General features: G+C 65.5%; 23 protein-coding genes. 15 read left to right on the forward strand and 8 right to left on the reverse strand.

Annotated features, from left to right (window positions below; all coding sequences use genetic code 11):
* Positions 1–662 precede the first annotated feature (662 nt).
* Positions 663–1,295 (forward strand): SDR family oxidoreductase, encoded by a 633-nt coding sequence (locus tag PGP17_RS04175; protein ID WP_270374352.1) that lies wholly within the window; start codon positions 663–665, stop codon positions 1,293–1,295.
* Positions 1,296–1,383: 88 nt separating this feature from the next.
* On the opposite strand, the gene PGP17_RS04180 is transcribed toward PGP17_RS04175, so the two are convergent.
* The 3 genes from PGP17_RS04180 to PGP17_RS04190 all read right to left on the reverse strand — a co-directional run bounded on the left by PGP17_RS04180 (position 1,384) and on the right by PGP17_RS04190 (position 3,929).
* A complete protein-coding gene (locus PGP17_RS04180; protein WP_135945312.1) occupies positions 1,384–2,328 on the reverse strand; it encodes an electron transfer flavoprotein subunit alpha/FixB family protein in 945 nt (314 codons plus the stop codon).
* Positions 2,328–3,077: an electron transfer flavoprotein subunit beta/FixA family protein gene (locus PGP17_RS04185; RefSeq protein WP_270374353.1), complete on the reverse strand. Its 750-nt coding sequence runs from the start codon at positions 3,075–3,077 to the stop codon at positions 2,328–2,330. The genes PGP17_RS04180 and PGP17_RS04185 overlap by 1 nt, the downstream gene beginning before the upstream one ends.
* A gap of 225 nt (positions 3,078–3,302) precedes the next feature.
* Entirely contained in the window at positions 3,303–3,929 is a 627-nt protein-coding gene (locus tag PGP17_RS04190; protein ID WP_270374354.1) for a YceI family protein, read from the reverse strand.
* A gap of 306 nt (positions 3,930–4,235) precedes the next feature.
* Between PGP17_RS04190 and PGP17_RS04195 the strand changes: the two genes are divergently transcribed.
* The 10 genes from PGP17_RS04195 to PGP17_RS04240 all read left to right on the forward strand — a co-directional run bounded on the left by PGP17_RS04195 (position 4,236) and on the right by PGP17_RS04240 (position 14,158).
* Positions 4,236–4,889 carry a MotA/TolQ/ExbB proton channel family protein gene (locus PGP17_RS04195; RefSeq protein ID WP_135945309.1) on the forward strand — a complete coding sequence of 218 codons (654 nt, stop codon included), beginning with the start codon at positions 4,236–4,238 and terminating at the stop codon, positions 4,887–4,889.
* Positions 4,890–4,910: 21 nt separating this feature from the next.
* Positions 4,911–5,327, forward strand: a complete 417-nt coding sequence (gene tolR, locus PGP17_RS04200; protein ID WP_135945697.1) for a protein TolR — start codon at positions 4,911–4,913, stop codon at positions 5,325–5,327.
* A 22-nt stretch (positions 5,328–5,349) separates the two neighbouring features.
* Positions 5,350–6,183, forward strand: a complete 834-nt coding sequence (locus PGP17_RS04205) for a hypothetical protein (protein WP_270374355.1) — start codon at positions 5,350–5,352, stop codon at positions 6,181–6,183.
* Positions 6,184–6,215: 32 nt separating this feature from the next.
* Positions 6,216–7,559, forward strand: coding sequence for a Tol-Pal system beta propeller repeat protein TolB (gene tolB, locus PGP17_RS04210; RefSeq protein ID WP_135945307.1), 1,344 nt, complete (start codon positions 6,216–6,218; stop codon positions 7,557–7,559).
* 123 nt (positions 7,560–7,682) lie between these two features.
* Entirely contained in the window at positions 7,683–8,198 is a 516-nt protein-coding gene (gene pal, locus PGP17_RS04215) for a peptidoglycan-associated lipoprotein Pal (protein WP_135945306.1), read from the forward strand.
* A gap of 191 nt (positions 8,199–8,389) precedes the next feature.
* The gene (gene ybgF / locus PGP17_RS04220) at positions 8,390–9,325 is read left to right on the forward strand and encodes a tol-pal system protein YbgF (protein ID WP_158291286.1); all 936 of its coding nucleotides are present in this window, start codon (positions 8,390–8,392) and stop codon (positions 9,323–9,325) included.
* A 62-nt stretch (positions 9,326–9,387) separates the two neighbouring features.
* Positions 9,388–10,602, forward strand: a complete 1,215-nt coding sequence (tilS, locus tag PGP17_RS04225; RefSeq protein ID WP_270375005.1) for a tRNA lysidine(34) synthetase TilS — start codon at positions 9,388–9,390, stop codon at positions 10,600–10,602.
* Positions 10,603–10,717: 115 nt separating this feature from the next.
* Complete coding sequence (gene ftsH, locus PGP17_RS04230) at positions 10,718–12,667, forward strand: ATP-dependent zinc metalloprotease FtsH (protein ID WP_135945303.1); 1,950 nt, start codon at positions 10,718–10,720, stop codon at positions 12,665–12,667.
* A 119-nt stretch (positions 12,668–12,786) separates the two neighbouring features.
* On the forward strand, positions 12,787–13,848 hold the full coding sequence (locus PGP17_RS04235) for an NAD-dependent epimerase/dehydratase family protein (protein ID WP_270374356.1): 1,062 nt from the start codon (positions 12,787–12,789) through the stop codon (positions 13,846–13,848).
* Positions 13,841–14,158, forward strand: coding sequence for a DUF167 domain-containing protein (locus PGP17_RS04240; protein ID WP_270374357.1), 318 nt, complete (start codon positions 13,841–13,843; stop codon positions 14,156–14,158). Before PGP17_RS04235 ends, PGP17_RS04240 begins: the two co-directional genes overlap by 8 nt.
* Here PGP17_RS04240 and PGP17_RS04245 read toward each other — a convergent pair.
* Both PGP17_RS04245 and PGP17_RS04250 read right to left on the reverse strand, forming a co-directional pair.
* Entirely contained in the window at positions 14,155–15,201 is a 1,047-nt protein-coding gene (locus tag PGP17_RS04245; protein WP_270374358.1) for a family 16 glycoside hydrolase, read from the reverse strand. The genes PGP17_RS04240 and PGP17_RS04245 overlap by 4 nt on opposite strands.
* A gap of 59 nt (positions 15,202–15,260) precedes the next feature.
* Positions 15,261–16,079 (reverse strand): helix-turn-helix domain-containing protein, encoded by an 819-nt coding sequence (locus tag PGP17_RS04250; RefSeq protein WP_270374359.1) that lies wholly within the window; start codon positions 16,077–16,079, stop codon positions 15,261–15,263.
* Between the two features lie 87 nt (positions 16,080–16,166).
* Here PGP17_RS04250 and folP point away from each other — a divergent pair, with 87 nt between their 5' ends.
* Together folP and PGP17_RS04260 are read left to right on the forward strand one after the other, a co-directional pair.
* Positions 16,167–17,009, forward strand: coding sequence for a dihydropteroate synthase (folP, locus tag PGP17_RS04255; RefSeq protein WP_270374360.1), 843 nt, complete (start codon positions 16,167–16,169; stop codon positions 17,007–17,009).
* 340 nt (positions 17,010–17,349) lie between these two features.
* Positions 17,350–17,799 (forward strand): hypothetical protein, encoded by a 450-nt coding sequence (locus PGP17_RS04260; protein ID WP_270374361.1) that lies wholly within the window; start codon positions 17,350–17,352, stop codon positions 17,797–17,799.
* Here the strand turns inward: PGP17_RS04260 and PGP17_RS04265 are convergent.
* From PGP17_RS04265 to PGP17_RS04275, 3 genes are all read right to left on the reverse strand, one after another.
* Positions 17,783–19,576 carry an ABC transporter ATP-binding protein gene (locus tag PGP17_RS04265; RefSeq protein ID WP_270374362.1) on the reverse strand — a complete coding sequence of 598 codons (1,794 nt, stop codon included), beginning with the start codon at positions 19,574–19,576 and terminating at the stop codon, positions 17,783–17,785. The genes PGP17_RS04260 and PGP17_RS04265 overlap by 17 nt on opposite strands.
* A gap of 271 nt (positions 19,577–19,847) precedes the next feature.
* A complete protein-coding gene (gene nhaC / locus PGP17_RS04270) occupies positions 19,848–21,302 on the reverse strand; it encodes a Na+/H+ antiporter NhaC (RefSeq protein ID WP_270374363.1) in 1,455 nt (484 codons plus the stop codon).
* Between the two features lie 23 nt (positions 21,303–21,325).
* Positions 21,326–22,786, reverse strand: a complete 1,461-nt coding sequence (locus PGP17_RS04275; protein ID WP_270374364.1) for a M20/M25/M40 family metallo-hydrolase — start codon at positions 22,784–22,786, stop codon at positions 21,326–21,328.
* A 62-nt stretch (positions 22,787–22,848) separates the two neighbouring features.
* On the opposite strand from PGP17_RS04275, the gene thiD reads away from it, so the two are divergent.
* Positions 22,849–23,709 carry a bifunctional hydroxymethylpyrimidine kinase/phosphomethylpyrimidine kinase gene (gene thiD, locus PGP17_RS04280; protein ID WP_270374365.1) on the forward strand — a complete coding sequence of 287 codons (861 nt, stop codon included), beginning with the start codon at positions 22,849–22,851 and terminating at the stop codon, positions 23,707–23,709.
* A gap of 83 nt (positions 23,710–23,792) precedes the next feature.
* Positions 23,793–25,865 (forward strand): amidohydrolase family protein, encoded by a 2,073-nt coding sequence (locus tag PGP17_RS04285; protein ID WP_270374366.1) that lies wholly within the window; start codon positions 23,793–23,795, stop codon positions 25,863–25,865.
* Positions 25,866–25,920 lie beyond the last annotated feature (55 nt).

The raw sequence follows: 25,920 nt of genomic DNA on the forward strand, positions 1-25,920 counted from the left end.
CGACTATCACGTGGCTCTCATTGCGGGGAGGCGGGTGATCGGCGTGTTCACGCGTTGAGAAAGAGCCTGGCGAGGTTAAGGGGCGTGAGGCGGGAGGGGATGTTTTCTTCTCTCTCTTCCTCTTTCCTGACGAAAGTCAGGATCCAGGAGACGGCGCGCGGAACCTTACGATCTCTGGCTCCCAGCATTCGCTGGGAAAGAGGGTTGAGCTGAATTCAAATCATAAGACAACAAAAGAGTGTCACCCCGGACGCCGCAGGCGATCCGGGGTCTCGCGCGGGCGAAAGGTGCGAGCCCGCATCCCTCACGAGGTCCCGGGTCTCGTTTCACTCGCCCGGGATGACAGTCTTTGGGGCCTTGGGCGCGCCGGGTTGATCCGGGACACGTGGAGTCGGAGGAGGCCGTCATCCGATCTTTCGAGGCTCCGGGCCTTGCCCGGAGCACCTCAAGATGAGGGTGGTGTGATTTTCGCTCCCCGGCTTTCGCCGGGGAGCGCGGGGAGGGGGTGCGAGGTGTGGCACGGCTTCCCGTTTTGAGACCCGGGTCTTCTCACGTCCTCGTGCGCCAGTTCGCTGCGTGCGCAGGACTTGCGGGCGGAACGGTGATGGCGGGGCGCCGTTGATGGAGGGACACCCAGACAACCCTTTTCAAGGAGATGCCCGATGAAAGTTCTCGTCGCCGGAGCCCACGGCAATGTCGCGAGCCACGTGCTCGACTCCCTGCGCAAGCGCGGACACGAGGTCACGGGCGGCGTGCGCAAACAGGACCAGTTCGACCATGTGCGCGCCCGGGGCGCCGAGCCGGTCATGCTCGACCTGACGCGTCCCGAGCAGTTCGATGCGGCGCTGTCGGGACAGGAGGCCGTGATCTTCGCGGCCGGGTCCGGGGGGCAGGCTGTCGAGTCGGTCGACCGGGACGGCGCGATTGCGCTGGCCGATGCGGCCGAAGCCAGCGGCGTCTCGCGTTTCGTGATGCTCAGCTCGATGTCGGCGGATACGCCGGAGAACGGTCCGGAGAAACTCCAGGATTATCTCAAGGCGAAGAAAGAGGCCGATGCCCATCTACGCAAAACGGGACTGGAGGCCACCATTGTGCGGCCAGGCTCGTTGAGCGACGAAGCTCCGACGGGAAAGATCGAGACCGGCGAGCGCCTTCATAATCTGGAACGCTCCATCACCCGCGCCGATGTCGCCGAGACGCTGGCTGAGGTGCTGGAGACCCCGTCCACCATCGGCAAGACGTTCGAGATGCTGCAGGGTGACACACCTATCGCGCAGGCGGTCAAGGCGCTTTAGCCGGGTCGACGCGGATTCTAAACGAAAAGGCCCCGGACGATACCGTCCGGGGCCTTTTTACGTTTACGCGTGCAGGAACCAGGAAGACCTAGTACCCGACCTTCTCCAGCTCTTTTTCGAGCTCGGGGATCGCGTTGAACAGGTCCGCGACGAGGCCGTAATCGGCGACCTGGAAGATCGGCGCTTCCTCGTCCTTGTTGATGGCCACGATGACCTTGGAGTCCTTCATGCCGGCCAGATGCTGGATCGCGCCGGAAATGCCGACGGCGATGTACAGCTCGGGCGCGACGACCTTGCCGGTCTGACCGACCTGGTAGTCGTTGGGCACATAGCCCGCGTCCACTGCGGCACGCGAGGCACCGACTGCGGCGTTCAGCTTGTCGGCGACGCGGTCGAGAATCTCGAAATTCTCGCCCGAGCCCATGCCGCGGCCGCCGGAGATGACGATCTTGGCGGACGCCAGTTCGGGGCGGTCGGACTTGGACAGCTCTTCGGACACGAATTCGGACTTCGCCGAGGCCTCGGGCGCGTCGATCGATTCGATCGGCGCGGCGCTGTCCTGGTCGCCCGCTTTCTCGAACGTGGTCGGGCGTACCGTGATCACCTTCTTCGCATCGGAGGATTTGACCGTCATCATCGCGTTGCCCGCATAGATCGGACGGATGAAGGTGTCTTCGCTCTCCACCGAGGTGATGTCGGAGATCTGCATGACATCCAGCTTGGCCGCGATGCGGGGCATGAAGTTCTTGCCCGCCGTGGTCGCCGGCGCGAGGATCGCGTCATACTGGTCGGCAATGGACAGAACCAGCGGCTCCATCGCCTCGGCGATCTTCTTCTCAAGGGCATCGCCCTCGGTCTGAAGCACCTTGGCGACACCATCGACCTTGGCGGCAGCTTCAGCCACCTTCTGGGCGTCCTTGCCGGCCACGAGCACGTGAATGTCGCCGCCGAGCTTCTTCGCGGCGGAGACCGCCGCGCGGGTCGCTTCGTTCAGCTCGCCATCGAGATGTTCGGCAATAACCAGAACAGTCATCAGATCACCCCCGCTTCATTCTTCAGCTTGTCGACGAGTTCGGCCACGGTCTCGACCTTGACGCCGCCCTTGCGCTTGGGCGGTTCGCTGACCTTGATGACTTCAAGGCGCGGCGAGATGTCGACGCCGTAATCGTCCGGGCTCTTGGTGTCGATCGGCTTGCGCTTGGCCTTCATGATGTTGGGCAGGGAGGCGTAGCGCGGCTCGTTCAGACGCAGGTCGCTGGTCACGACGGCAGGCAGCGAGACCGACAGGGTCTGCAGGCCGCCATCGATTTCGCGGGTGACCTTCAGCGACCCGTCCTCTTTCTCGACCGCGGAGGCGAAGGTCGCCTGCGGCCAGCCGAGCAGCGCGGCCAGCATCTGGCCCGTCGCATTGGAATCGTCGTCAATCGCCTGCTTACCCAGCATGACGAGTTCGGGCGATTCCTCCTCGACCACCTTGGCGAGCAGCTTGGCCACGGCCAGCGGCTCGACGCGCTCGTCGGTCTGGATGAGGATGCCGCGATCCGCGCCCATGGCGAGCGCGGTGCGAATGGTTTCCTGAGCCTGGGCCGGGCCGATGGAGATCACGACGATCTCTTCGGCCAGACCTTTTTCCTTCATGCGGATCGCTTCTTCGACAGCGATTTCGCAGAAGGGATTCATGCTCATTTTGACGTTTGCCAGGTCAACGCCGCTCTGATCCGGCTTGACCCGGACCTTCACATTGTAATCGACCACCCGTTTGACGGGGACGAGGATTTTCATCGACGGCTCCGGTTTAGCATTTGACGACAGAACAGCGGAATGTTGCGCCGCGTCCCTGCCGTACTCTGACAGGACATGCGTGAAAACTAGGGGCGGAAACTGCCCGCGCCCACCCCATAAGTCAACGCGCGGCGCGAGGTCGCATGAACACCGTTCAGCCGTCCAAGACAAAGGCCGGCCCGCAGATGCGGACCGGCCTTGGTGCAGCGCACAAGCGTGACTGGCTTATTCGGCGCTGTCTTCGTCGTCCTCGACCAGCAGGAGCTCGGTTTCAATGACAAGGTCGATCTCGTCGGACACGGCCGGAACGGCATATCCCAGCCCCCACTGCGAGCGTTCGATCGTGCCGCGTGCGGAGAAGCCGGCAGTCATCGCGCCGCCCATCTGTTCGGGCTTGGCTTCGCGCTTGTTCAGCTCGACATTCAGCGTCACCGGGTGGGTCTGGCCGAGAAGGGTCAGATCGCCGGTCATGGTGCCGGTCTCGCCGTCCTCGGTATCGAAGGCGGTCGCCACGAAGCGCGCTTCAGGATATTCGGCGGTGTTGAACAGGTCGCCGGAGTTGAGGTGGTTGACGAAGCGGTCCTGATTGGCGCCGACCCAGAAGCCGTCGGCCAGCGAGAAGGTCACGTCGACCGTGGAGTTTTCAGGCTCCTCGAAGTCGAGCAGCAGAACGCCGTCATAATCGGTGAAATGGATGGACTGCTCGGAATAGCCCAGATGGTTCCAGCTCGCGCGGATCGTCGTGTGGCTCTTGTCGAACTCGTATTCGGCCGGTTCGGCAAAGGCATCGGCCACAGTGAGCGGCGCGGTGAGAAGGGCGGCAAGCGAGGCGGCGGCGAAAGCGGTTTTCATGGGTGATATCTCCCCGAAGAAGCAAAAAAGGCAGCGTTGGCGTGCGGCGCGCTGCCGCAGGGACTTCAAGTAGGGAGGACACGGGCCCGGTTCCACCGTGGCGCGATCAAAATTCTGTTTCCCCGCAGGAAACTTTCTTCAGCCGGCGCTGCGGGCAGGCTGGCGCGATCCTTCAAATCGCCGCATTCGGTTGGCAATCGGAACGCGTTCGGCTGCGGTCTTTGCGCAGAGCGCACAATCTAGTAATCACGACACCCTGTGCCGGGCGGTACGTCCCGGTCATATGAGGGGAGCATACGAGCAATCATGGAAAGCGTAGCTGTCGATCTGGCCGCACCGGCCCAGGAACTCAGCGTCGTCTATCTGTTCATGCGGGCGGACATCGTCGTGAAGACGGTGATGGGCATTCTTGCCCTGATGTCGGTCTGGTCGTGGGCAGTCGCGATCGAAAAAGCCATGCAGCTGCGCGGCGTTCATGCCCGGGCGCGGCGGCTGGAATCCGAATTCTGGAGCGGCGCGAAGCTGGAAGAGCTCGAGGCGCGCTATGGCCGCGATCCCAAGGATCCGTTCGGACGCGTGCTGTCGGCAGCCATGCGCGACTGGGACGGCTTCTCCGTGGCCAAGGCCGGCGGCGCCGAAGCCAACCGGGAGCTGACCAAGCTGGAAAGCGGGCTCGGCATCCTGGCCATCATCGGCTCGACGGCCCCCTTCGTCGGCCTGTTCGGCACGGTGTGGGGGATCATGAACTCCTTCCGCTCCATCGCCGCAAGCCAGGACACCAATCTGGCCGTCGTGGCGCCCGGTATTGCCGAGGCGCTGTTCGCGACCGCGCTGGGCCTGCTGGCGGCCGTGCCGGCGGTGATGTTCTTCAACGCCCTGTCCTCCAACCTCGCCAAGTATGCGTCCCGCCTGGAAGGTTTCGTCGACGATCTGGCTGCGCTTGCCAGCCGGGAGCGCTGAGCCGTGGCGAGCAATCTCGACATGGGCGGACGCTCCGGCGGACGGCGCGGCTGGAAGCCGAAGGCGGAGATCAACGTCACACCCTTCGTGGACGTGATGCTGGTCCTGCTCATCGTCTTCATGGTCACCGCGCCGCTGCTGACGGTCGGCGTCGAGGTCGATCTACCCGACACCGAAGCCCAGGCGATGACCACATCGGAAGAGCCGCTCACCCTGACCGTCCAGGCTGACGGCAATATCTATCTGCAGGAAACCGAGGTCAGCTTCGAGGAGCTGATCCCGCGCCTGCGCGCCATTTCGGGTACGGGATCGGACGCGCGCGTCTATATCCGCGCCGACGAAGGCGCATCGTATGGCGACGTGATGCGCGTGCTCGCCCGGGTCTCGGCCGCCGGTTACGGCGATCTGGGACTCGTGACCGATCCTGAGCGGGACTAGGAAGCGAGAGGGCCGGCGCCTGATGCGATCGCTTTTTGCTGCCCTGTTGTCGGCCGGCCTGCATATCGCGCTGGTGGCCTCGGCCTTTATCTATTTTCCGCGCACGATGTCCTCGCTCGAGCAGACGCGTATCGTGCCGGTCGAGCTGGTCTCGTTGGGTCCGACGACCAATGTGCGCGCGGCCCGGCCCGAACCGGAACCGGTCGAACCCGAGCCTGAGCCGGAGCCGGAAACGCCCGAGCCAGAGCCGGAGCCGGTCGAGCCGGAACCTGAACCGGCCCAGCCCGAGCCGGAGCCCGAGCCGATCGCACCGGAACCTGAGACAGAGTCCGAGCCGGAGCCCGAACCCATCCCGGACGAGCCTGAAGCCGAACCCGAGCCGGTGGAGCCCGAGCCGGAACCTGAGCCCGAACCCGAGCCGCAACGCCAGCAAGGGCTCGATCTGGACCGGCTCAGCAGCCTGGTCGACCGGTCGCGGGAAACCAGCGCGTCGCGCAATGCCGAGACCGGAGAGGCGCGCAGCGCCGCCGGGTCGGGCACGGCCATGACGGCAACCCTGTCTGACATGATGAGTTCGCAGATCGCGCGCTGCGTGCGCAGCTCGGCCGATGCGCCCTCCGACATGGAACTGGGCGTGCAGGTCAGCGTGCGGCTCAACCGCGACGGCACACTTTCCGATGCGCCGCGTTTGACCAACGAGGCGCGCGTGCTCGGCTCGCCCAACCCGTATCTGCGCGTGGCCGGGCAGCGCGCGCTGCGCGCCGTGATCGACTGCGCGCCCTACCGCATGCCCGCCGAGAACTACCAGCAATGGCGCCTTCTTGAGGTCAATGTTGACACGCAAGCTGGCCGCTAGTCCGAATTGAGACAACCAACCGGAGCCCGCTCATGACTGCTGTCCGACTTGTCCTGGCCTTCATGGTCAGCGTGATTTTCGCCGGTGCCGCGGCCGCGCAGGCCCCACTTCGCGTCGACGTGACCTCCGGCCATCTCGATCCCCTGCCCATCGCGGTGGTCGATTTTGTCGGCGAGCCCGGCCTGGCCGGCGAAGCAGGTGCGGACATTGCCCGGGTCGTGACCAGCGATCTCGAGAGCACCGGGCTCTTCGCCCCGGTTTCGCAGGATGCCTTCATCGAGGAGATCGGGAATATCGATCTGCGACCGCGCTTCTCCGACTGGCGCGTGATCAATGCGAATGCGCTTCTGGTCGGGCGGGTGACGGTCGCCGAGGACGGGCGTCTGCTGGTGGCGTTCCGGCTCTGGGATACGGTGACCGAGACCCAGCTTCTCGGCCTGCAGTTCGTCTCGGTGCCGGAGAACTGGCGCCGGGTGGCCCACAAGGTGGCCGATGCGGTCTACGAGGAGCTGACCGGCGAGGAAGGCTATTTCGATACCCGCATCGTCTACGTGGCCGAAGGCACGGACGGGGATGGCCAATCGGTCCGCCGGCTGGCCATTATGGACCAGGACGGGGCCAACCCCTCTTTCCTGACCGACCGGTCCTACATGGCGCTGCTGCCCAACTTCTCGCCGAGCGCGCAGCAGATCACCTATGTGTCCTTCCGCGACGGGCAGGCGACGAGCTATCTCTACGATCTCGAAACCGGCCGCCAGGAAGCACTGTTCGATGCGGGCCCGTCGCTGGCTGAAGGCGGGCAATCGCTGTCGGCGCGCTTCCACCCGAACGGGCGCCAGCTGGCCGTGTCGGCCATGCGCCGCGGCGGGCACGATATTTTCGGGTTCGACCTGCGCATGCGCACGCTGCGCCAGCTCACCAGCCACCCGGCGGACGATGTCGAACCCTCCTATTCGCCGGAAGGCGACCGGATCGTCTTTTCATCCTCGCGCGGCGGGAGTTCCCAGCTCTACGTGATGGACGCCAATGGCGGCGAGCCGACCCGGATCTCCTTCGGCGGCGGGCGCTACACGGCCCCGGTCTGGTCCCCGCGCGGCGATCTGGTCGCCTTTGTGAAACAGCAGGGCGGCATGTTCGCCCTGGGCGTGCTGGATGCGGACGGTTCGGGCGAGGAGCGCATCCTCTATGAAGGCTATTACGTGGACACCCCGACCTGGTCGCCCAACGGCCGCGTCATCCTGTTCACGCGCGGCGAGCGGTCGCGCGAGGGGACGCAGTATTCGATCTGGAGCATCGATCTGGCCGGGATCAATCTGCGCCGGATGCCGATCCAGGGACAATCGTCCGATCCGGCCTGGTCGCCCTTGATTGATTGAGCAACCTCAGTCTAGGGTCCCCTATGCAGTCGCGTGAATTTTTCTCGCAAGTGCAGATAGAGTGGGGTATATCGTGCGCGTCCGCAGGTTAGTCTCGCGGACATGAAGAGGGACTACGCCGTTATGAAATTTGCTTACTTCGCCGCGGCCGCGGCGCTTGGCCTCGCACTATCGGCCTGCGCCAGCCAACCTGAGCCCAACGACATGGACACCGGCCCGGCGCAACCGGTCGAAGACCGTGTTGTTGAAGAAGACACCGGTCCCGTCCCCGGGACTGCCGAGCACTTCGAAGTGACGGCCGGTGACCGTGTTTTCTACGGTTATGACCGCTATGACCTGACTGCCGAAGCGCGCGAAACGCTTCGCCGCCAGGCCGCATGGCTTGCCAGCTACCCGCAAGTGCGCATCCTCGTTGCCGGCAATGCCGACGAACGCGGTACGCGCGAATACAACCTCGCGCTTGGTGCCCGTCGCGCGAATGCCGCGCGCGACTTCCTGATCAGCCAGGGCGTCGACGCGTCGCGCATCTCGACCGTTTCCTACGGCAAAGAGCGCCCGGTCTGTAACCAGTCGACCGAGTCGTGCTGGGCCCTGAACCGGAATGCGACGACCGTCATCCAGGGTGGCACGACCTCGTAAGAGGACGGCCCGCCGGAGACACGATTTCGCCCGCCAGGCATGCGTCTGGCGGGCGTTTTCATTCTGGCGGTGACGCCGGGCCTTGAAGGCCCCGGCGGCGCGCGCCTAAATTTCGCCCTTCCGGGGGGCTAGCCCTAGGCCGGACCGTTTGTTTTCTGCCTGTAGCGCTATCCGCTTCGACGAGGATGCCCATGACCCGCCTTGCCGCCCTGCTTGCCTGTTTTGCCACTCTGGCGGTTTTCGCCGCGCCGGCCGAGGCGCAATCGCGCCGCGAGCTGGCCCAGCGCATCGACCGGCTGGAAGCCCGGATGGCGGAGCTGGATGACAGCGCGCTGGCCGGCGACCCGGTGGCCGAGCGATTGATGCAGCGTGTCGATGCGCTGGAGCGCGAACAACGCGTGCTGACCGGCGAAGTGGAAACGCTCACTTACCAGAACCGTCAGCTTCGCAACGAGGTCGAGCGCCTGCGCAACAGCGCGTCCCAGCCGTTCGGCGGGTCACAGACGTCTCAGTCCGGCGGGCCGGCCCAGCTGGAGCCGGATAGCGATAGCTATGCCGGTGAGGATCTGGCGGTCGTGAACCCGGACGATCCCTTTGCCCAGGAACGCGCCGCCGCGACAGGCCAGTTATCGCTTCCCGGCAGTGGCGCCGGACCGGCTAACGACAACGGCGCACCGCGCAGGTCCGAGACCGCCGGCGGGCGCGGACCGGCCTCGCTTGCGGGGGCATCGAACGCAACGCTCCCGGAACCCGCGACGCTGTTCCAGAACGGCCGTAACCGGCTTCTCGATGGCGATTTTGGCGGCGCGCAGGAGCAGTTTGCCCAATTCACGAACGCCTATGGCGATCACGAGCTGGCCGGCCAAGCCTGGTACTGGCTGGGCGAGACCCATTTCGTCCAGGGCGATTTTCAGAACGCCGCCGACTCCTATCTCTCCTCGCTGCAAGCCCAACGCCAGGGCCCGCGCGCGCCCGACGCTCTGGTGCGTCTGGCCGCCTCCCTCGCGGCGATGGATCAGGTCGCCGAAGCGTGTGGTGTGCTGGCCGGGTTCGACGCCGAGTTCCCCAATGCAGACGAAGAATCGCGCCGCAAGGCGAGCCGTGAAGCGGCGCGGGCAGGCTGCTGACACTCGACGAAGCCGCGCTGATCGGGCAATGCCGCACGCTCGCGCCGGACGGTCCGATCGTGATGGGCCTGTCCGGTGGCGGCGATTCCATGGCGCTCGCCTGCCTGCTGGGACGCCTGGCCGAGCAGGACGGGCGCCCGTTTCATGCGGTGATCTTCGATCATGCCCTGCGGCCTGAAAGCGCAGCCGAGGCCGGCCAGGCCTCCCGGCGCGCCGCGGCGCTGGGCGCGGAGGTCCGCATCCTGCGATGGGGCGAACCGCGCAAATCCCAGCAGGCCGCCCGGCTGGCTCGCCATCGGGCGTTGGCAGAGACCGCGCGCGAACTCGGTTCAGACCGGATATTCCTCGGCCATACGCGGGACGATTATCTCGAGACTCTGGCCATGCGCCTCGCGCGGCGCAGCCGGGGCCGCTCGCTCACCTCCATGTCGATGGACGATGCCTCGCCGGTCTGGCCGGAGGGGCGCGGACAGCGCATTCTGCGTCCGCTCCTCGACACGCCCCGGCGCGTACTTCGCCACTATCTGCAGGAGCGAGACGTGGCGTGGGTCGACGATCCGACCAATCTGGACCGCCGCTATGAACGCGTGCGCCTGCGCCAGTCGGGCCAGATCGAGGATCCGGTCCTGTTTGCCGAGGCCGAGGCGATGGCCCGGACCACCGGCCGCTTCGAGACGATGCTGTCGCGCAATGCCGCCCGGCATCTCCATCACAGCGCACAGATGACGGCGTGGGGCGGAATCGTCTTCGACCGGGACCTGTTCCTGAGCGCTTACAGCCTGGTCCGGCGGCGGGGAATGGAGCTTGCCATGCTGGCGGTCTCCGGCGAGCGCGATCTGCCAGGTCCTGCACGGGTCCGCATGCTTCTGGCGGCGCTGCGCGCAGGAGCCTCAACGACGGCGGCTGGCGCGATGATGGAAACGAGCGGCACTCTTGGACGCGACCCCGGTGCCGCCAGCGGGCGCGCCGACGGAGTACAGGCTGCGCGGCCTCTCGTGCTGGGTGCCGGCGAAACCGGCGTGTTCGACGGACGCTTTCTGGTAACGGCCCGATATCCTCTCAGGGTGAGGGCTGCCGGGCGCGACGGCCCCATATTGTCCGATGTGCCTTCTGCCTTCCGGTCCGGTACGCCCCTGGTCGAGCTCGCCGATGGCAACAGACTTGCAGCCAGCGCCTGCGAAGCGGCCGGTTTCGGCACGCTGCGCTTTCTGGGCGGTGAGCGTGTGGAGCATCTCGCGTTTCCCTTCACGGCCTTGTCATGGTTTGATGGGCAATAAGCTGCGGCTTTTTCCCTCAGGCACTGGCGAAACAAGCCCCGAAGCCCAATATCGGGTGACAATAGACCGACATGACGACCGGGATGTCATCGCCCGGCCGTGAAAGGACGAAACGATGAATATGCGCAATATCCTCGTCTGGGCGATTCTGCTGGTTCTCCTCCTGGCGCTGTTCAACATGCTCCAGGGGCCGGTCCAGCAAAGCAGTTCCGGAACCGAGATCAACTTCTCCAACTTCATGGAGCGGGTTGAATCCGGCGAGGTGGACGCAGTGACAATCGAGGGCCGGCGTATTACCGGCCAGTCCAATACGGGCCAGAATTTCACCGTCCAGATCCCTGAAGACGCGCGCGTCACCGAACAGCTGCGCCAGAACGATGTGAGCATCACCGCCCGCGAGCCGCAGGAGGAGGGCATCAATCTCCTGTCCATCCTGCTGTCCTGGTTCCCGATGCTGCTGCTCATCGGCGTCTGGATCTTCTTCATGCGCCAGATGCAGGGCGGGGGCAAAGGCGCGATGGGCTTCGGCAAGTCCAAGGCCAAGCTGCTCACCGAGAAGACCGGCCGGGTCACGTTTGACGACGTGGCCGGTGTGGACGAGGCCAAGGAAGAGCTTCAGGAAGTCGTCGAGTTTCTCAAGGATCCGTCGAAATTCCAGCGTCTGGGCGGCAAGATCCCCAAGGGCGCCCTGCTGGTCGGCCCTCCGGGGACCGGTAAGACACTGATCGCGCGCGCCGTCGCAGGCGAGGCGGGCGTGCCCTTCTTCACGATTTCCGGCTCGGATTTCGTCGAGATGTTCGTCGGCGTCGGCGCCAGCCGCGTCCGCGACATGTTCGAGCAGGCCAAGAAGAATGCGCCCTGCATCATCTTCATCGACGAGATCGACGCGGTGGGCCGGTCCCGCGGCGCCGGTCTGGGCGGCGGCAATGACGAACGCGAGCAGACGCTGAACCAGCTCCTCGTCGAGATGGACGGGTTCGAAGCCAATGAGGGCATCATCCTCATCGCGGCCACCAACCGTCCTGACGTGCTGGATCCGGCCCTGCTTCGTCCGGGCCGCTTCGACCGTCAGGTCGTGGTCCCCAACCCGGACGTGACGGGGCGCGAGCGCATCTTGAAGGTGCACATGCGCGAAGTCCCGCTGGCGAGCGATGTCGACCCGAAAACGATCGCGCGCGGCACGCCGGGCTTCTCCGGCGCGGATCTGGCCAATCTCGTGAACGAGGCGGCCCTGATGGCCGCCCGGCGCAACAAGCGCGTGGTCACGATGGCCGAGTTCGAGGATGCCAAGGACAAGGTGATGATGGGCCCCGAGCGGCGCTCCATGGTGATGACCCAGAAGGAGAAGGAACTCACCGCCTATCACGAGTCCGGCCATGCGATCGTGGCGCTGAACGTGCCGAGCGCGGACCCGGTCCACAAGGCGACCATCATTCCGCGCGGCCGCGCGCTGGGCATGGTGATGCAGCTGCCCGAAGGCGACAAGATGAGCATGACCCATCAGGAGATGACCAGCCGGCTGGCCATCATGATGGGCGGCCGTGTCGCGGAAGAGCTGAAATTCGGCAAGGAAAACGTGACCTCCGGCGCAGCCTCGGACATCAAGCAGGCCACCCGGCTTGCGCGGGCCATGGTCACGCAGTGGGGCTTCTCCGAAGAGATCGGTCCGATCGATTACGGGGACGATCAGGGCGAGGTCTTCCTGGGCCAGCAACTGGTCCAGTCCTCCTCGATCAGTGCGGAAACCGCGGCCAAGATCGAGAAGGAGGTCAAGGCCCTGGTCGAAGGCGGTCTGGCCCATGCGCGCCAGATCCTGACCGACAAGAAAGAGGACTGGGTCACGCTGTCCGAAGGCCTGCTCGAATACGAGACGCTTTCGGGAGACGAGATCAAGGAGCTTCTCAAGGGCATCAAGCCATACCGCGATGCCGAGGTTCCCGACAAGAATGACGGCGGCGAGTCCGGCGGCGGCGCGGTGCCGGTCGTCGACGAGGACGAGGACTCCGCACGCGGCACGGCCCAAGGTCCGCAAGGTCCGCTGGAGCCCAAACCCGGCGGTGCCTGACCGGTCCGGGTTGATGAATGAGGAAAGCCCGCGCTCACCGGCGCGGGCTTTTCGTTTCGGACGATGACGCGGATACCCCGCGAGGATAGGGTGAGGACCCTGCTAACAGGAGACATGTCATGTCCGATCCGGTGTTCGACCGGTCACGTCCCGTTCTGGTCACCGGCGCCACGGGATATCTCGCGGGCTGGGTCGTCGGGCGATTGCTTGAGCTGGGCTTCGATGTCCATGCCGCCGTTCGTGATCCGCAGGATGAAGCCAAGCGTGCCCACCTCGATGCCATGGCGGCGGAGTCGCCGGGTAGCCTGAAATATTTCCGCGCCAACCTGCTGGAGCCGGGCAGCTATGACGATGCCGCGGCCGGGTGCTCGATCGTCTTTCACACGGCCTCGCCCTTCACCAGCAAGGTTTCCGACCCGCAGCGCGATCTCGTCGACCCCGCGGTCAAGGGAACGCGAACCGTGCTGGACAGCGCGACGCGCGCCGGCACGGTGGAACGCGTCGTGCTGACGAGCTCCTGCGCGGCGATCTATGGCTATAACGCCGATATCCAGGGCATGCCGGACAAGCGGCTGACCGAGGATGTCTGGAACCACAGCTCGTCGCTGAAAGACGGCGCCTATGCCTATTCCAAGACGCTGGCGGAGAAGGCGGCCTGGGAGATGGCAAAAGCCCAGAACCGGTGGCGCCTGGTGACGATCAATCCCTCCTTCATTCTGGGGCCGGGCACCCGCCCCGATACCCGCTCGGAAAGCTTTTCGGTCGTCAGACAGATCGGGAAGGGCGCGATGCGGTTCGGCGCGCCGCCGATGGAAATCGGCACGGTGGACGTGCGCGACGTGGCCGAGGCGCATATTCGCGCGGCCTTCATTGCCGAGGCGAAAGGCCGCCATATCGTATCGGCCGAGACCAAGACCCTGCTGCAGATGGGCGAAGATCTGCGTGCCCGGTTCGGTGACGACTACCCGTTCCCCAAATCGGAAATGCCCAAATGGCTGGTCTGGATCATTGGTCCGATGGTCAATGCCAATCTCACGCGCAAGACCGTGTCGCGAAACATGAACAAGCCGTTCCGCGCCGACAATTCCAAGTCGAAGCGGAAGCTGGGGCTCGAGTATCGTCCGACCGCAAGCTCGATCCAGGACATGTTCGCCCAGATGGTCGAGGCCGGCCGTGTCTGAAGACCGGCGTGCGGCGATCAGCGCGCGTGCGGGCGGCGTCCTGATCCGCGTGCGCGTCACGCCGAAAGCTTCGAAAGACACGTTTGAGGGGATTGAGGCAGGCGCCGATGGCGTGGAATACCTTCGCGTGAAGGTGCGTGCCGTGCCCGACAAGGGGCAGGCCAACGCGGCGGTGCTTGCGCTTCTGTCCAGGACCCTGCGCCACCCCAAGAGCGCGCTTCAGCTTGTCGCCGGCGCCACGAGCCGGATCAAGACGATCCGGCTCGACGGCGTGACGCCGGCAGAGGTGCACGCCCGCCTCGCCGGCTAGAAATGCCCCGAGGCCGGGCCGGGTGTCCGCAAGGCGCCGGTCAGGGCCCAGCCGCCTTCGGTCTCGCTCACGGCGACAATCAGCTCGTTCGTGCCCTCTTGAAGCGGGAGCACCAGCGTATCGTAGCGCCCGACCGTTCCAAGAAAGCGATAGTCGCGGCTGCGAAACTCGTCGGCTCCCGTATACAGCAGCCTCCCGTTCAGGAAGACCCGCGCCCGGTCCGAGAATCCGAAGTCGAAAAGGACCGGCACGGCCTCGGCCGCCTCGATCGTGTGGCGGGCGAGGACGGTATCTGACTCCGGTCCGAGCGGAGCGACCGTGTTGAGGTCGGCGATGCCGCGATGCGTGGCCGGTACGGTTGTCCAGTCTCCGGCTGACGCCGTGATGTCCGCGATTGTCATGGCTTGTGCCACGGCGGATTCGGGCAAAGGCGCGGACACGTCCCAGCTCTCGATCAGCGCGCCCTCGATTTCGGCCGGCGCATCGACCTGACGCTGCGTGAGCCGGGGGACGGTGCGGGCAATTTCGACCTGGCGGATGTCCCGCTCGCCCAGCAACCCCCAAAAGCCGATACGCCCGGATGTGCGGCCGGTCTGCAGGTCATCGACACGAGCAATCGACTCCCCGTCGACGAAGAGCTCCGCGCGATCTCCGGCCACGTGCAGCTCGACGCGGATCCATTCGTCCACGCGCCAGCTCGCCGTGCCCGCAAAACCCTCCCCCTGGTAGATCTGGTAGGCCTGGTGGCCATTATGGCGTGGATGGTATTGCCAGGCGTCCGGATTGCCGCGCTGGTGGTGACGCAGATAGATCAGCTCGCCATCCAGGCCATCGCGGGCTCGGAAGAGAAGGCCGGTAAAGCCCCGCGTCGCCGGGAGACGGAGCTCGGCGGAGACAACCCCGTCTGTGAAGGCGTCCGTGTTTATCCAGACAATGCCGCCTTTAAGGGTCAGATGGTCGCCGTGACGTTCGATCTGTGCGTCAGGCGCCGGGGTGAGGGCCGGGCCGGACACGAGGACGGCAAGCAGGGCGGTGAGGATCATGGCGGGCTCCGGGCTGGACTGAGGGATGGGGTCGCTTGCGACCGTTCTGCCCGGATGTGCTAGCCCAGTGAGCCTGGCGGCGTATTGAAGATTTCGGCCACGCCGCGCCGTTCGCGATGAAGCCGCGAGGGTGTGAGCCCGATCAGCTGCGCGACGCTTCGCACCATGTGGGCCTGATCGGCGAACCCGAACCGGACCGCGAGGTCGGCCCAGTCGGGATCGTCCTGGCCATCGGCCGCATGAAGCAGCGCGTTGAGGCGCACCATTCCGGCATACATCTTTGGAGAGACGCCCAGCGTGTCGACGAACTGGCGGCGCAGCGTACGTTCGGCGACGCCAAGCCGGGCGGCGAGGCTGTCGACGCGCATCTGTCCTTCGCTCTCGCGCAGCCAGCTCGCGGCCAGATGAGCGGCATGCCGGGCTGTGGCGATCTCATGAAGGCGCGGGCGAAGCGCGTTGAGCAAGGCCCCACCGACGAGGTGAGGCGCTGCATCGGCTTCGGCGAGCCGCCGGATCGGGTCCACCAGCGACGACGGGGCAAGTTGCGATATCAGGTTGCGATGTTCGCGCGGATGAAGCCCCAGCACATCTGTTGCCCGCTCGAGCTCAACACGCAGCGCGATCAGCTCCGTGCCGGCCTGCGGGGCGTAGACATAGCTGTTCTCGATCGGGCCGATGGCAAGGACGTGGACCGAAGCCAGCGCGCCATGGCGGTCGCGCTTGCGTTCGACCCCGAGGCTGATCTGCCAGTGAGGCGGCATGCGGTGCGGGCGCGCGGTCACGCCCACGCCGTGCATCCATAATGCATCCAGACCGGGCGCCTGCGAGGCGTGCAGGCGCCACTCCTGATAGTCGGGGCGTCGGGACCGGTCTTCCATCGCGCAATCTTATCACGATACCAGGATGCCCGGGACTCACATCCTCGCGCGCTTGACGCCGGGGCGGAGTGCCGCATTCTCGCACGAATGACCGAAGGCCCCAAAACCCCCGACGATGGCCGGCCGCTGGTGATGGGCATCGTCAACGTCACGCCGGACAGCTTCTCGGACGGGGGGCGGTTTGCAAGCGCGGACGCCGCGCTCGACCACGCGCTTCGCCTGCTCGCGGACGGGGCGGATATTCTCGATATCGGTGGAGAGAGCACCAGGCCCGGTGCCGAACCGGTCGGGGAAGGCGAAGAGCTGGACCGGGTCCTTCCGGTCATCAAGCGCATCAAGGCGGCCCGGCCTGACTGCGTGATTTCGATAGACACGATGAAGCCGGGCGTCGCGGCGGCCGCCATCGAGGCGGGGGCCTGGATGTGGAATGACGTCAATGCGCTGAACGCGCCGGGCGCGCTGGACATGGCCGCCAGGCTGGGCTGCGTGGTCTGCCTGATGCACATGCAGGGCAGGCCGGGGACGATGCAGGCCGCGCCCGAATACGACGAGGTCGTCACCGACGTCGCGCGCTATCTCGGCCAGCGCGCCGGCGCGGCGATCGCCAGCGGGGTGGCCCGCGAGGCGATCTGGCTCGATCCAGGGATCGGGTTCGGCAAGACGGTGGCGCATAATCTGGCCTTGATCGCCGCGATGGAGAATTTGTGTGCCTTCGGATTTCCGATCCTGTTCGGCGCGTCGCGCAAGCGTTTCATCTCTGCCATCGACGAGACGTCACCCGATTCGGCCGACCGGCTCGGCGGCAGCCTTGCCGCAGCCTTGCACGCGGCCCGGGCCGGGTGCGACATCGTGCGTGTGCACGATGTGAAGGAAACCGTACAGGCGCTCAAGATTCAGGCCGCCATAGGTAGGGGCGGACCGCCTGCATGATGCCGGAATCGGCTCTGTCTCCTGGCCATCCACAGCCGGGCTCGCTGTACCCAGATGTTGCATTAACTCGAGTCATTGAAATCATGTTGGTGATGGAGACTGGTTGCATCGGTCGCTTCGATCGCGCGGGCGCGGCTGCGGACAGTCAACTGAAGGTTTCGATATCGTGCGCTGTGCTGACGTGAATTTTTCTTGCTCGAGAATCGACTGGCCGCGGTGTCGCGCGCCGCGCACGCGACCGGCTCTGGAGTAGAGACCGGCGAGCCAACCCGCCTGCCGAGGGGGCAGGTGAAGGCAAGGCCTGCGCCGTTGAAGAACGCGCAGGCGCAGAGGGGCTGAAATGACGTTCACCGACTGGAACATGATCGCGGCGAACACGATCAAGCTCAAAGTGGATGCGTCATCGCAGGTGTACGAACAGGTGAATGCCTTCTTCGCGCTCATCCAGATGTCGAAGGAAAATAATCTCGTCAGCGCGCTGATCGATTTCTCCGAATGCGAGCCGGTCCCGTTTTCTCGCATTTCCCGGCATACGGCCCTGCATATCGCCCAGGAAATGCGGGGCTGTCCCTTGCACTTCCTGGCCGTGGTCGAGTCGCGCGGCAGCCGGGCGTGGTGGCGCTATATCGTCCCGTCGCTGCGCGCGGTGGATATGCGCGCCAAGCGCTTTGAATGCAGCCGGCGCGCGGCCACCTGGCTGACCACACGCGGCGTCTATGCCCGCCGCCCGATCGGTCGTCTCATCACCCCCGGCTTGTCGCCCCGGCCCTGGTTTATCCGGTCGCGATAGCGGAAAGGCGCGCATACACCCCGCCTTTCAACTGTCTCAATTCCTCGTGTGTGCCCTGCTCCACGATGCGTCCCGCGTCGAACACGAGAATCCGGTCGGCATCGCGGATTGTCGACAGGCGGTGGGCAATCACGATCGCGGTTCGTGTCGCCGCAACGTCGGCCATGGCTTCCTGAACGAGGCGCTCGGTCTCGTTGTCGAGGCTGGATGTAGCTTCGTCGAAGATCAGGATCGGGGCATCGGCGAGGACGGCGCGGGCAATCGCAATGCGCTGACGTTCCCCGCCGGAGAGCTTTACTCCGCGTTCTCCGACCAGCGTGTCATAGCCCTTTGGCAGCGCTTCGATGAAGTCGTTTGCCCGGGCGCGCCGGGCGGCCTCCACGATTTCGTCATGGCTGGCGCCGGGCCGGGCGTAGGCGATGTTCTGCGCGATCGTGCGGTGGAACAGCGCCGGGTCCTGGGGCACGAGCGCAATGGCCTGGCGCAGGCTGGCCTGCGTCACCCCGGTTATGTCCTGACCGTCAATCCTTATGGCTCCGGCATCGATGTCGTAGAGACGCTGGACCAGCTTCACGAAGGTCGACTTGCCAGCGCCCGTCGGACCGACGAGCGCGACCTGTTCGCCCGGTGCGATGCGCAGGGAAAAGTCCTCGTAGAGCGGTTCATCCTGGCCCGCGTAGCGGAAGGTCACGCGGTCGAACACGATCTCGCCTTCGCCCGGTTCGAACTCGCTCGCCTCCGGTGCGTCGAGGATCTGAGGAGTCATGCGGTCGAACTCGGCAATGTCGTGAATCTCGTCGAGCGCGCGCTGGATGTTCTGCACATCTTCGCCGAAGCGGCGCATATAGCCGGCCATCATGAGAAAGGCGGTGATCGCGAACACGACCGATCCCGGCGTCGCCTCGCCGCGTTCCCACATCCAGATGAGCAAGCCGGTCAGCCCGCTCTGCAGGGTCAGAACGGCGATCATCTGCACCACCCAGGTATTGGCAAAGCGCAGCCAGGTGCGCTTGACCTGGGCCCGCCAGCGCCAGGCGAGCTCGTGAAACCGCGCGTCCTCACGGGACTCCGCGCCGAAGCTCTTTACCGTTGCCACCCCGCCGATGGCATCGGCCACCGCGCCGCCGAGCTCTGAGTCCAGTGCGTTCGAGCGCAGGTTCTGCGGCCGGATATAGCGGGTCGCCAGCAGCACGGAGGCGATGATGAAGAGGGCGATCACGGTCAGCGCAAATAGCCCCACCAGAGGCCAGCTGAACAGCATGTAGACGCCGAGGCCGATCATGACCGTGACCGAAGGGATCAGGCTGAACCACAGGGTCGCGGTGATCGTGTCATAGGCCCACATGCCCCGCGTGATCTTGCGCACCACCGAGCCGGCGAAGGTGTTGGCATGCCAGTCCAGCGCAAAGCGCTGAACCTGGGCGAAGGATTGGGTGGTCATGTCGGCCATGTTCGCGCTGGAGAACCGGATCTCGAAGCGGACCGCGCCCTGCCGTGCGAGGTTCACGCATACGGCGAGGCCCACGAAGACCGCGAACGCGGCCCAGTGACGCCCAGCCTCGCTATCGGGTCCGTTCGACAGGGAGTCGATCAGAGCGCCGGCGGCAACCGGCACGAAGATGTCGGTCACCGTCGCGATGGCGGTGAAGCCTGCGAGTGCAGCAAACAGAAGCGGGCGGCGGCGCCACTGGCGCCACAGGAAAGCGAGAACCGCGAGTGTTGGAAGGGGGGCGCTGGTCGCGTCACCGCGCTCAGTTCGGGTATCGGTATCGGTCATGACTGGACCTTCGGCGAAAGCGGGACTTCAGGTCACCGCAGCAAATTGAATCAGGGCGAGGCGGCGCGGGGGAATGTTCCGGTCCGGGTCGTGCGTGGTGACGCAGTTGTCGGACGGGCCGGGCGCCGGCCGTGTCAGCGCCGCTGTTTCAATTCAGATCGCATGGGTCCGGTCACACCTCCTCAGACGCTACCCTCACGGGGTAGCAAGCGGGGCGGGTTGTCTACGCCCGGCGGTTGCGGTTGGAAAGCCGCAAATCCGGCGTGTCAGATCAAAGCGTCTGGGAGTGTGGCGTGCCGGTCACGCCCACGCGGCGCGCGACCTGAAATCCCAGTCCGGCGAAAAGGAAGGAAATCACCGGGCTGGCCAGGTTGAAGAAGGCGAAGGGCGCATAGGCGAACGTCGCCACGCCGAGCGTCGCCGCCATGTAGGCTCCACACGTATTCCAGGGAATGAGCGGCGAGGTCACGGTGCCGAAATCCTCCAGCACGCGAGACAGGGACTTGGTCTCCAGGCCCGCCTCCTCGAAGCTCTTGCGATACATCTGGCTGGGCGCGGCAATGGCCAGGAACTGGTCGGGAGTGATGATGTTGGCCAGAAGCGCGGTGAGGCCGGCACGCTGCATCAAGCCGCCGCCGGTCTTCACTCCGGTGATCATCAGCCGGACGATGACGTCGAGCGAGCCTGACTTCTCCATCATCCCGCCAAAGAACATCGCCGAAAGAATGAGCCAGATCGTCGTCAGGAAGCTCTCCATGCCGCCGCGCGAGAGCAGGGAGTCCAGCTGGTCCACGCCCGTCTCCGCGACAAAGCCGTTGGCGCCCGCGCTGGCGAGCATGGCCAGGCCGGAACCCAGACCGTCGGCGGTCAGAGCCGGCTGAAAGGCGAGGCCGAAGCCGCCACCCACGAGGGCGCCGATGATCAGCGCGGCGAAAGCGGAGACCCTGAAGGCGGCGAGGCCCAGCGTGATGACCAGGGGTAGAAGCAGGACCGGAGAGACCGAAAAACTCTCGTCGAGTGCTCCGGACACTTGCGTGATGCGCGTCACGTCGACCTCCGCGCTGCCCGCGAAAGACAGGATCGCGAAGCCGATCAGAGCCACGCCGAAGGCGGGTAGCGTAGTCCAGAGCAGAAACCGGATATGATCGAACAGGTCGGTCCCGGTCAGGCCGGCGGCCAGGTTGGTGGTATCGGACAGGGGCGACAGCTTGTCTCCGAAATACGCCCCCGATATCACCGCGCCCGCCACGATCCCTGCCGGTAGCCCGGCAATCTGGGCAGCCGAGACCAGAGCCAGGCCGATCGTGCCAGCTGTGGTCCAGCTGGAGCCGATCGAGATCGACACCAGGGCGCACAAGATGAGCGTGGCCAGGTAGAAGAGAGAGGGACTGATCAGCTCCAGGCTGTAAAAGATCAGGGCCGGTATTACCCCGGTCGCGATCCACAGTCCGATCAGCAGGCCGATGGCGAGCAGGATGAAGACAATCGGCATGGCCCGGGCGACGACTTCATAGGTCTGCTCCTCGAGCTCCTTCCAGTCATAGCCGCGCCACAGACCGATCAGCCCGGCGACCAGCCCGGCCATCATCAGGCCAAGCTGGGCGGGGCCTCCCGTGGTCGCGTCTCCGAAGGCCGCGATCGAGGCGATCAGGAAGACAGCCAGCGTGACCAGCGGCGTGATCGAAAGGAAGACGCCGGCCGGGCGAGGATCGCGCTTGTCGGTCATGAAAACTCCAGTCGGATGAGCGGTTAGTTTGGCGCGTCCGTGTCGCCCGCCCCGGCCAGAACCGTGCGGAAATAGCTGACCATCAGGGGTAGGTTGGACGTGCGCATCCGCTCGTCCGTGCCGTGGATGCGCGAAAGATCGTCCATCTCGATGCGGGCGGGCGAGTAGCGGTAGAGATTTTCGGCGACGCCGGCAAACGCCCGGGAGTCGGTGGTGGCGACGAGCAGCATGGGGGCGACCGGCGTTCCCTCCGGCGCATGGCTGGCGGCCGCGCCGGCGATGAGATCCCAGGCTGGACCTTGCGTGGCGGCCACGGGCGGCGCATCCGACCAGGCCGACCAGGGCTCGACCGTGACACCCTCCAGGTCGGCGACGGCACTGCGCAGATGATCGAGAGCGGCATCGGCGTCGGTGCGAGGATGGAGGCGAAGATTGATCAGCGCCCGAGCTTCCTGGGGCAGGACGTTTTCGACCACGCCGCCGGTAATCACGGTCGGGGCAATCGTCGTGCCCAGCATGGCGCGTGGCGCGTCGTCCTCCTTCATCGCGTTCACGATCAGCCCGCCGAAAATGCCCGGGTGGGAGGCGGCCACGCCCTGCATCCCGTCCATGTCGCCGGACAGGGCCATCAGCATCTCGCCGACCGGGCCGCCTTCCAGGCTCATCTCGAAAGGATGCTCTTCGATCTGCACGATGGCCCGGCCGAGCAGGCCGACCGCAGTCCGGTCGGGCGGGCTGGAGGAATGGCCTCCGCGCGCCCGGGCGGTCACTTCGACGGTGAGGAAGCCCTTCTCCGCAACGCCGACAAGGGCTGCCGGCGCATCGGTCAGCGGCATGTCGAGCACCATGGACCCGCCTTCGTCCAGCACGAACCAGGCGCGTTCGCCGCGTGCCTCCAGCCAGGCCGCCATGGCCTGCGCCCCGAGCCCGCCGACTTCCTCGTCATGGGTGAGACCCAGATGGAGAGTGCGCACCGGTTCGTAGCCTTCCTCCAGCAATGTCTCCATCGCGGTCAGAAGCGTGACGAGGTGGCCTTTCATGTCGATCGCGCCGCGGCCCCAGACATAGCCGTCCGCGATCGTTCCGTCGAAGGCGGGATAGGTCCAGCCGTCTTCCGTGCCGGGCTCGACCGGCACGACATCCTGGTGGGCGAGAAATACGGCCGGAGCCAGCGCGGTATCGCGTCCCGGCAGGGTCAGCCAGACACTGCCATGGCCCATCTCCGTCGCTTCCAGCGTTGCGAAGGTGCGCGGATAGGTCGTCTCCATCCAGGCACGAAACGTTGCGAAGGCTTCGGCGTTGTGATCGGGAACGTCCTTGCGCGAGACTGTGGGGATGCGGATCGCCTCTGCCAGACGGTTGGCCAGAACCTCCTCGCCGATCGAGGTGGCATTGGCCTCCACGGGCGCGGGGGCCTGATAATCAGGCGCCCCGCAGGCGGCCAGCGCGATGGGCGCAAACAGGCTGATGAGACAGCGTTTCATGGATGGCCGAACCTCCCCGTACGGCGTTATGAAGAAGCAAGACTACTTGCTCGAAGCGGACAATGGCAGACGATATGGCATCTGACGAGATCACCCCGCCCGAACCGAAGGGCCGCGTGCTGTCGATCGCGGGGTCGGACCCCTCCGGCGGCGCGGGTATCCAGGCCGACATCAAGGCGGTTTCTGCGTTTGGCGGCTACGCGGCTACGGCGATCACGGCCCTCACGGTGCAGAACACTCAAGGCGTGACCGATGTCCACCACGTGCCCGAGGCCATCATCGCGGCCCAGATCGAGGCGGTGCTGAGCGATATCGGGGCCGATGCGATCAAGACCGGCATGTTGGCGACCAAATCGGTCATCGATACCGTGGTGGACACGCTGGGCGACCGGCTGGCCGAGATCCCGCTGATCGTGGACCCGGTGATGGTGACGACCTCGGGCGACACGCTGATGGATAAAGATGCCATCGATACCGTGCGCGAGCGCCTGGTCCCGCTGGCCTATCTGCTCACGCCGAATGCGCCGGAGGCCGCGAAGCTGACCGGCCTGGAGGTCGAGGATGTGGATGGGCAGCGTGCGGCGGGCGAGGCCCTGCTGAAGGAGGGCGCGCGCGCCGTGCTCGTCAAGGGCGGTCATATCGAGGGAAGCCAGATCATCGACGTGCTGGTGACGCGCAACGGGGTACGCCTGTTCACGCGTCCGCGACTGAAGAGCCAGAATACGCACGGGACGGGCTGTACGCTCGCCTCGGCTATCGCCGCGCTGATGGCGCAGGGCCTGCCGGTCGAGCAGAGCGTGGAACAGGCCTGCGACTATCTGCACGAGGCGATCGCGCGGGCGCCCGGCTTCGGTGTCGGCCACGGACCGGTCAATCACATCTGGCCGCTGGCCGAGGCAAATCTGGCCAAGCTTTCAAGCTAAACCGGTTTGTTGTCTGAGGATTCGCGCGACACCGGCCGGGCGCGATGCTAAATCTCCCCGCATAGTCATACGGGGAGAGAGTGATGAAATCCTACATGCTGGCGGGGCTGGTCTCCGCTTTCGCACTGTGCGCGTGCTCGCCCGAGCAGGGCGCGGACGGCGAGACGCAGACGGTCGAAACCGGATCCGCCGCCCAGCGCGCCGAGGCGCGCACCTTTACGGTGCTGGTCGATGGCACGCCGATCGGGGCGATGGAGGTAGAGCCTGCCGAGGCCGGGTTCGAGGTCGATTTCGAGTATCGAAACAATGGCCGCGGACCCACGCTGGCCGAGACGGTCACGCTTGATGAGCAGGGCTATCCGGTCAGCTGGGCCATCGAGGGGGCGGAAACCTTCGGCAATACGGTGGACGAGTCCTACGAGCGCACCGGCGACCGGGCGCGCTGGAGCGATTCCACGGGAGAGGGCGAGGCGGACGCGGCCGAGCCGGTCTTCTACGTGCCTCAAAATTCGACCCCCTATTTCCTGGCGCTGGCCGGACGTGCGCTGATCGCCGACGAGGACCGCACGATCACGGCGCTGCCGGGCGGCGAGCTGCGCCTCACCGAGATGGAGAACGTGACCGTGTCCGGCCCCGACGGGGAGAGCCGGGAGCTGACCGCCTATGCGCTGTCGGGCACCAGCCTGGACCCGACCTATTTCCTGATGGAGGGCACGGCCTTCTTCGGCATGGTGACGCCCGGTTTCTCCATCCTGGAAGAGGGGTATGACGGCGAGGACGAGCGCCTGCGTGCGCTCGCCTCACGCTTCGGTTCGGAGCGCTATGCCGAGATCACCGCGCGGGTCGCGCACGATTTCGACGCTCCGGTGAGGATCGCCAATGTGCGCATTTTCGATGCCCGCACGGGCCGTCTGGGCGAGCCGGCTTCGGTCCTGGTAGAAGACAATCGTATCACGGCGATCGAAGGACCGGATGCGTCCCAGGACGGCGAAGTGGTCATTGACGGGGCGGGCGGCACGCTCGTTCCCGGCCTGTTCGAGATGCATGCCCATCTGGGCGACACCAGCGCCATGCTGGGCGTCGCGGCCGGGACGACCAGCGTGCGCGACATGGGCAATAATAACGAGGTCCTCTCCGAGCTGATCGGCCATATCGAAGCCGGCGAGATGGCCGGTCCGCGCGTCTTCCGCGCAGGCTTCATCGAGGGCCGCAGCCCCTATAATTCCAATAACGGGATCGTGGTCGAAACCGAGGCCGAGGCGGTCGCGGCGGTCAATACGTATGCCGATAACGGCTTTACGATGATCAAGATCTACAACTCGATGCAGCCGGACTGGATCCCGGCCGTGATTGAGGCGGCCCATGCGCGCGACATGCATGTGATGGGTCATGTGCCCGCCTTCACCGACGCCGACGCGATGATCGAGGCCGGTTATGACGAGCTCACCCATATCAACCAGCTCATGCTGGGCTGGGTGCTGGAAGAGGGTGAGGACACGCGCACGCTGCTGCGTCTGACGGCGCTCAAGCGCCTGCCCGAGCTCGACCTGCAGAGCGAGGCCGTCCAGTCGACGCTTGATGCCATTGTCGAGAACGACATCGCGATCGACCCGACCTTCGCGATTCACGAAGCGCTTCTGCTGTCGCGCAACGGTGAATTGTCGCCCGGCGCGGCCGACTATATCGACCACATGCCGGCCGATATCCAGCGCAGCGCGCGCAGTGCCTGGGCCGATATCGCGACGCCGGAGGACGACGCCGCCTATCGCGGCGCGTTCGAGACGATCACCGAGGCCCTTGCGCTGATGCGCGAGCGCGGGATCGAGATGGTGCCGGGTACCGATCTTGGCGGGTCGTTTGCCTATCACCGCGAGCTGGAGCTGTATCAGTCGATCGGCATGAGCCCGGCCGAGATCGTCAGCTGGGCCAGTCTGGGCATGGCCGAATATCTCGGCGTCGGTGACGAGCTCGGCACGATCGAGGAAGGCAAGCTTGCCGACTTCTTCCTCGTGCCGGGCAATCCGGTCGAGGACTTCAAGGCCATCAAGACCATCTCGATGGTGATGGCCGACGGCACGGTCTACTACCCGGCCGAAATCTATCCCGAATTCGGCATCGTCCCGTTTGCCGAAATGCCTCAGGTGACGCTGCCGTAAGTCCGGTGCGTCTGTGAAATGCGAGCCCCCGCCCGATCCCGGTGCGGGGGCTTTT

Origin of the sequence: Marinicauda sp. Alg238-R41 (assembly GCF_947331485.1) — a bacterium.
In the GTDB taxonomy this organism is placed as follows: Bacteria; Pseudomonadota; Alphaproteobacteria; order Caulobacterales; family Maricaulaceae; genus Marinicauda; species Marinicauda pacifica.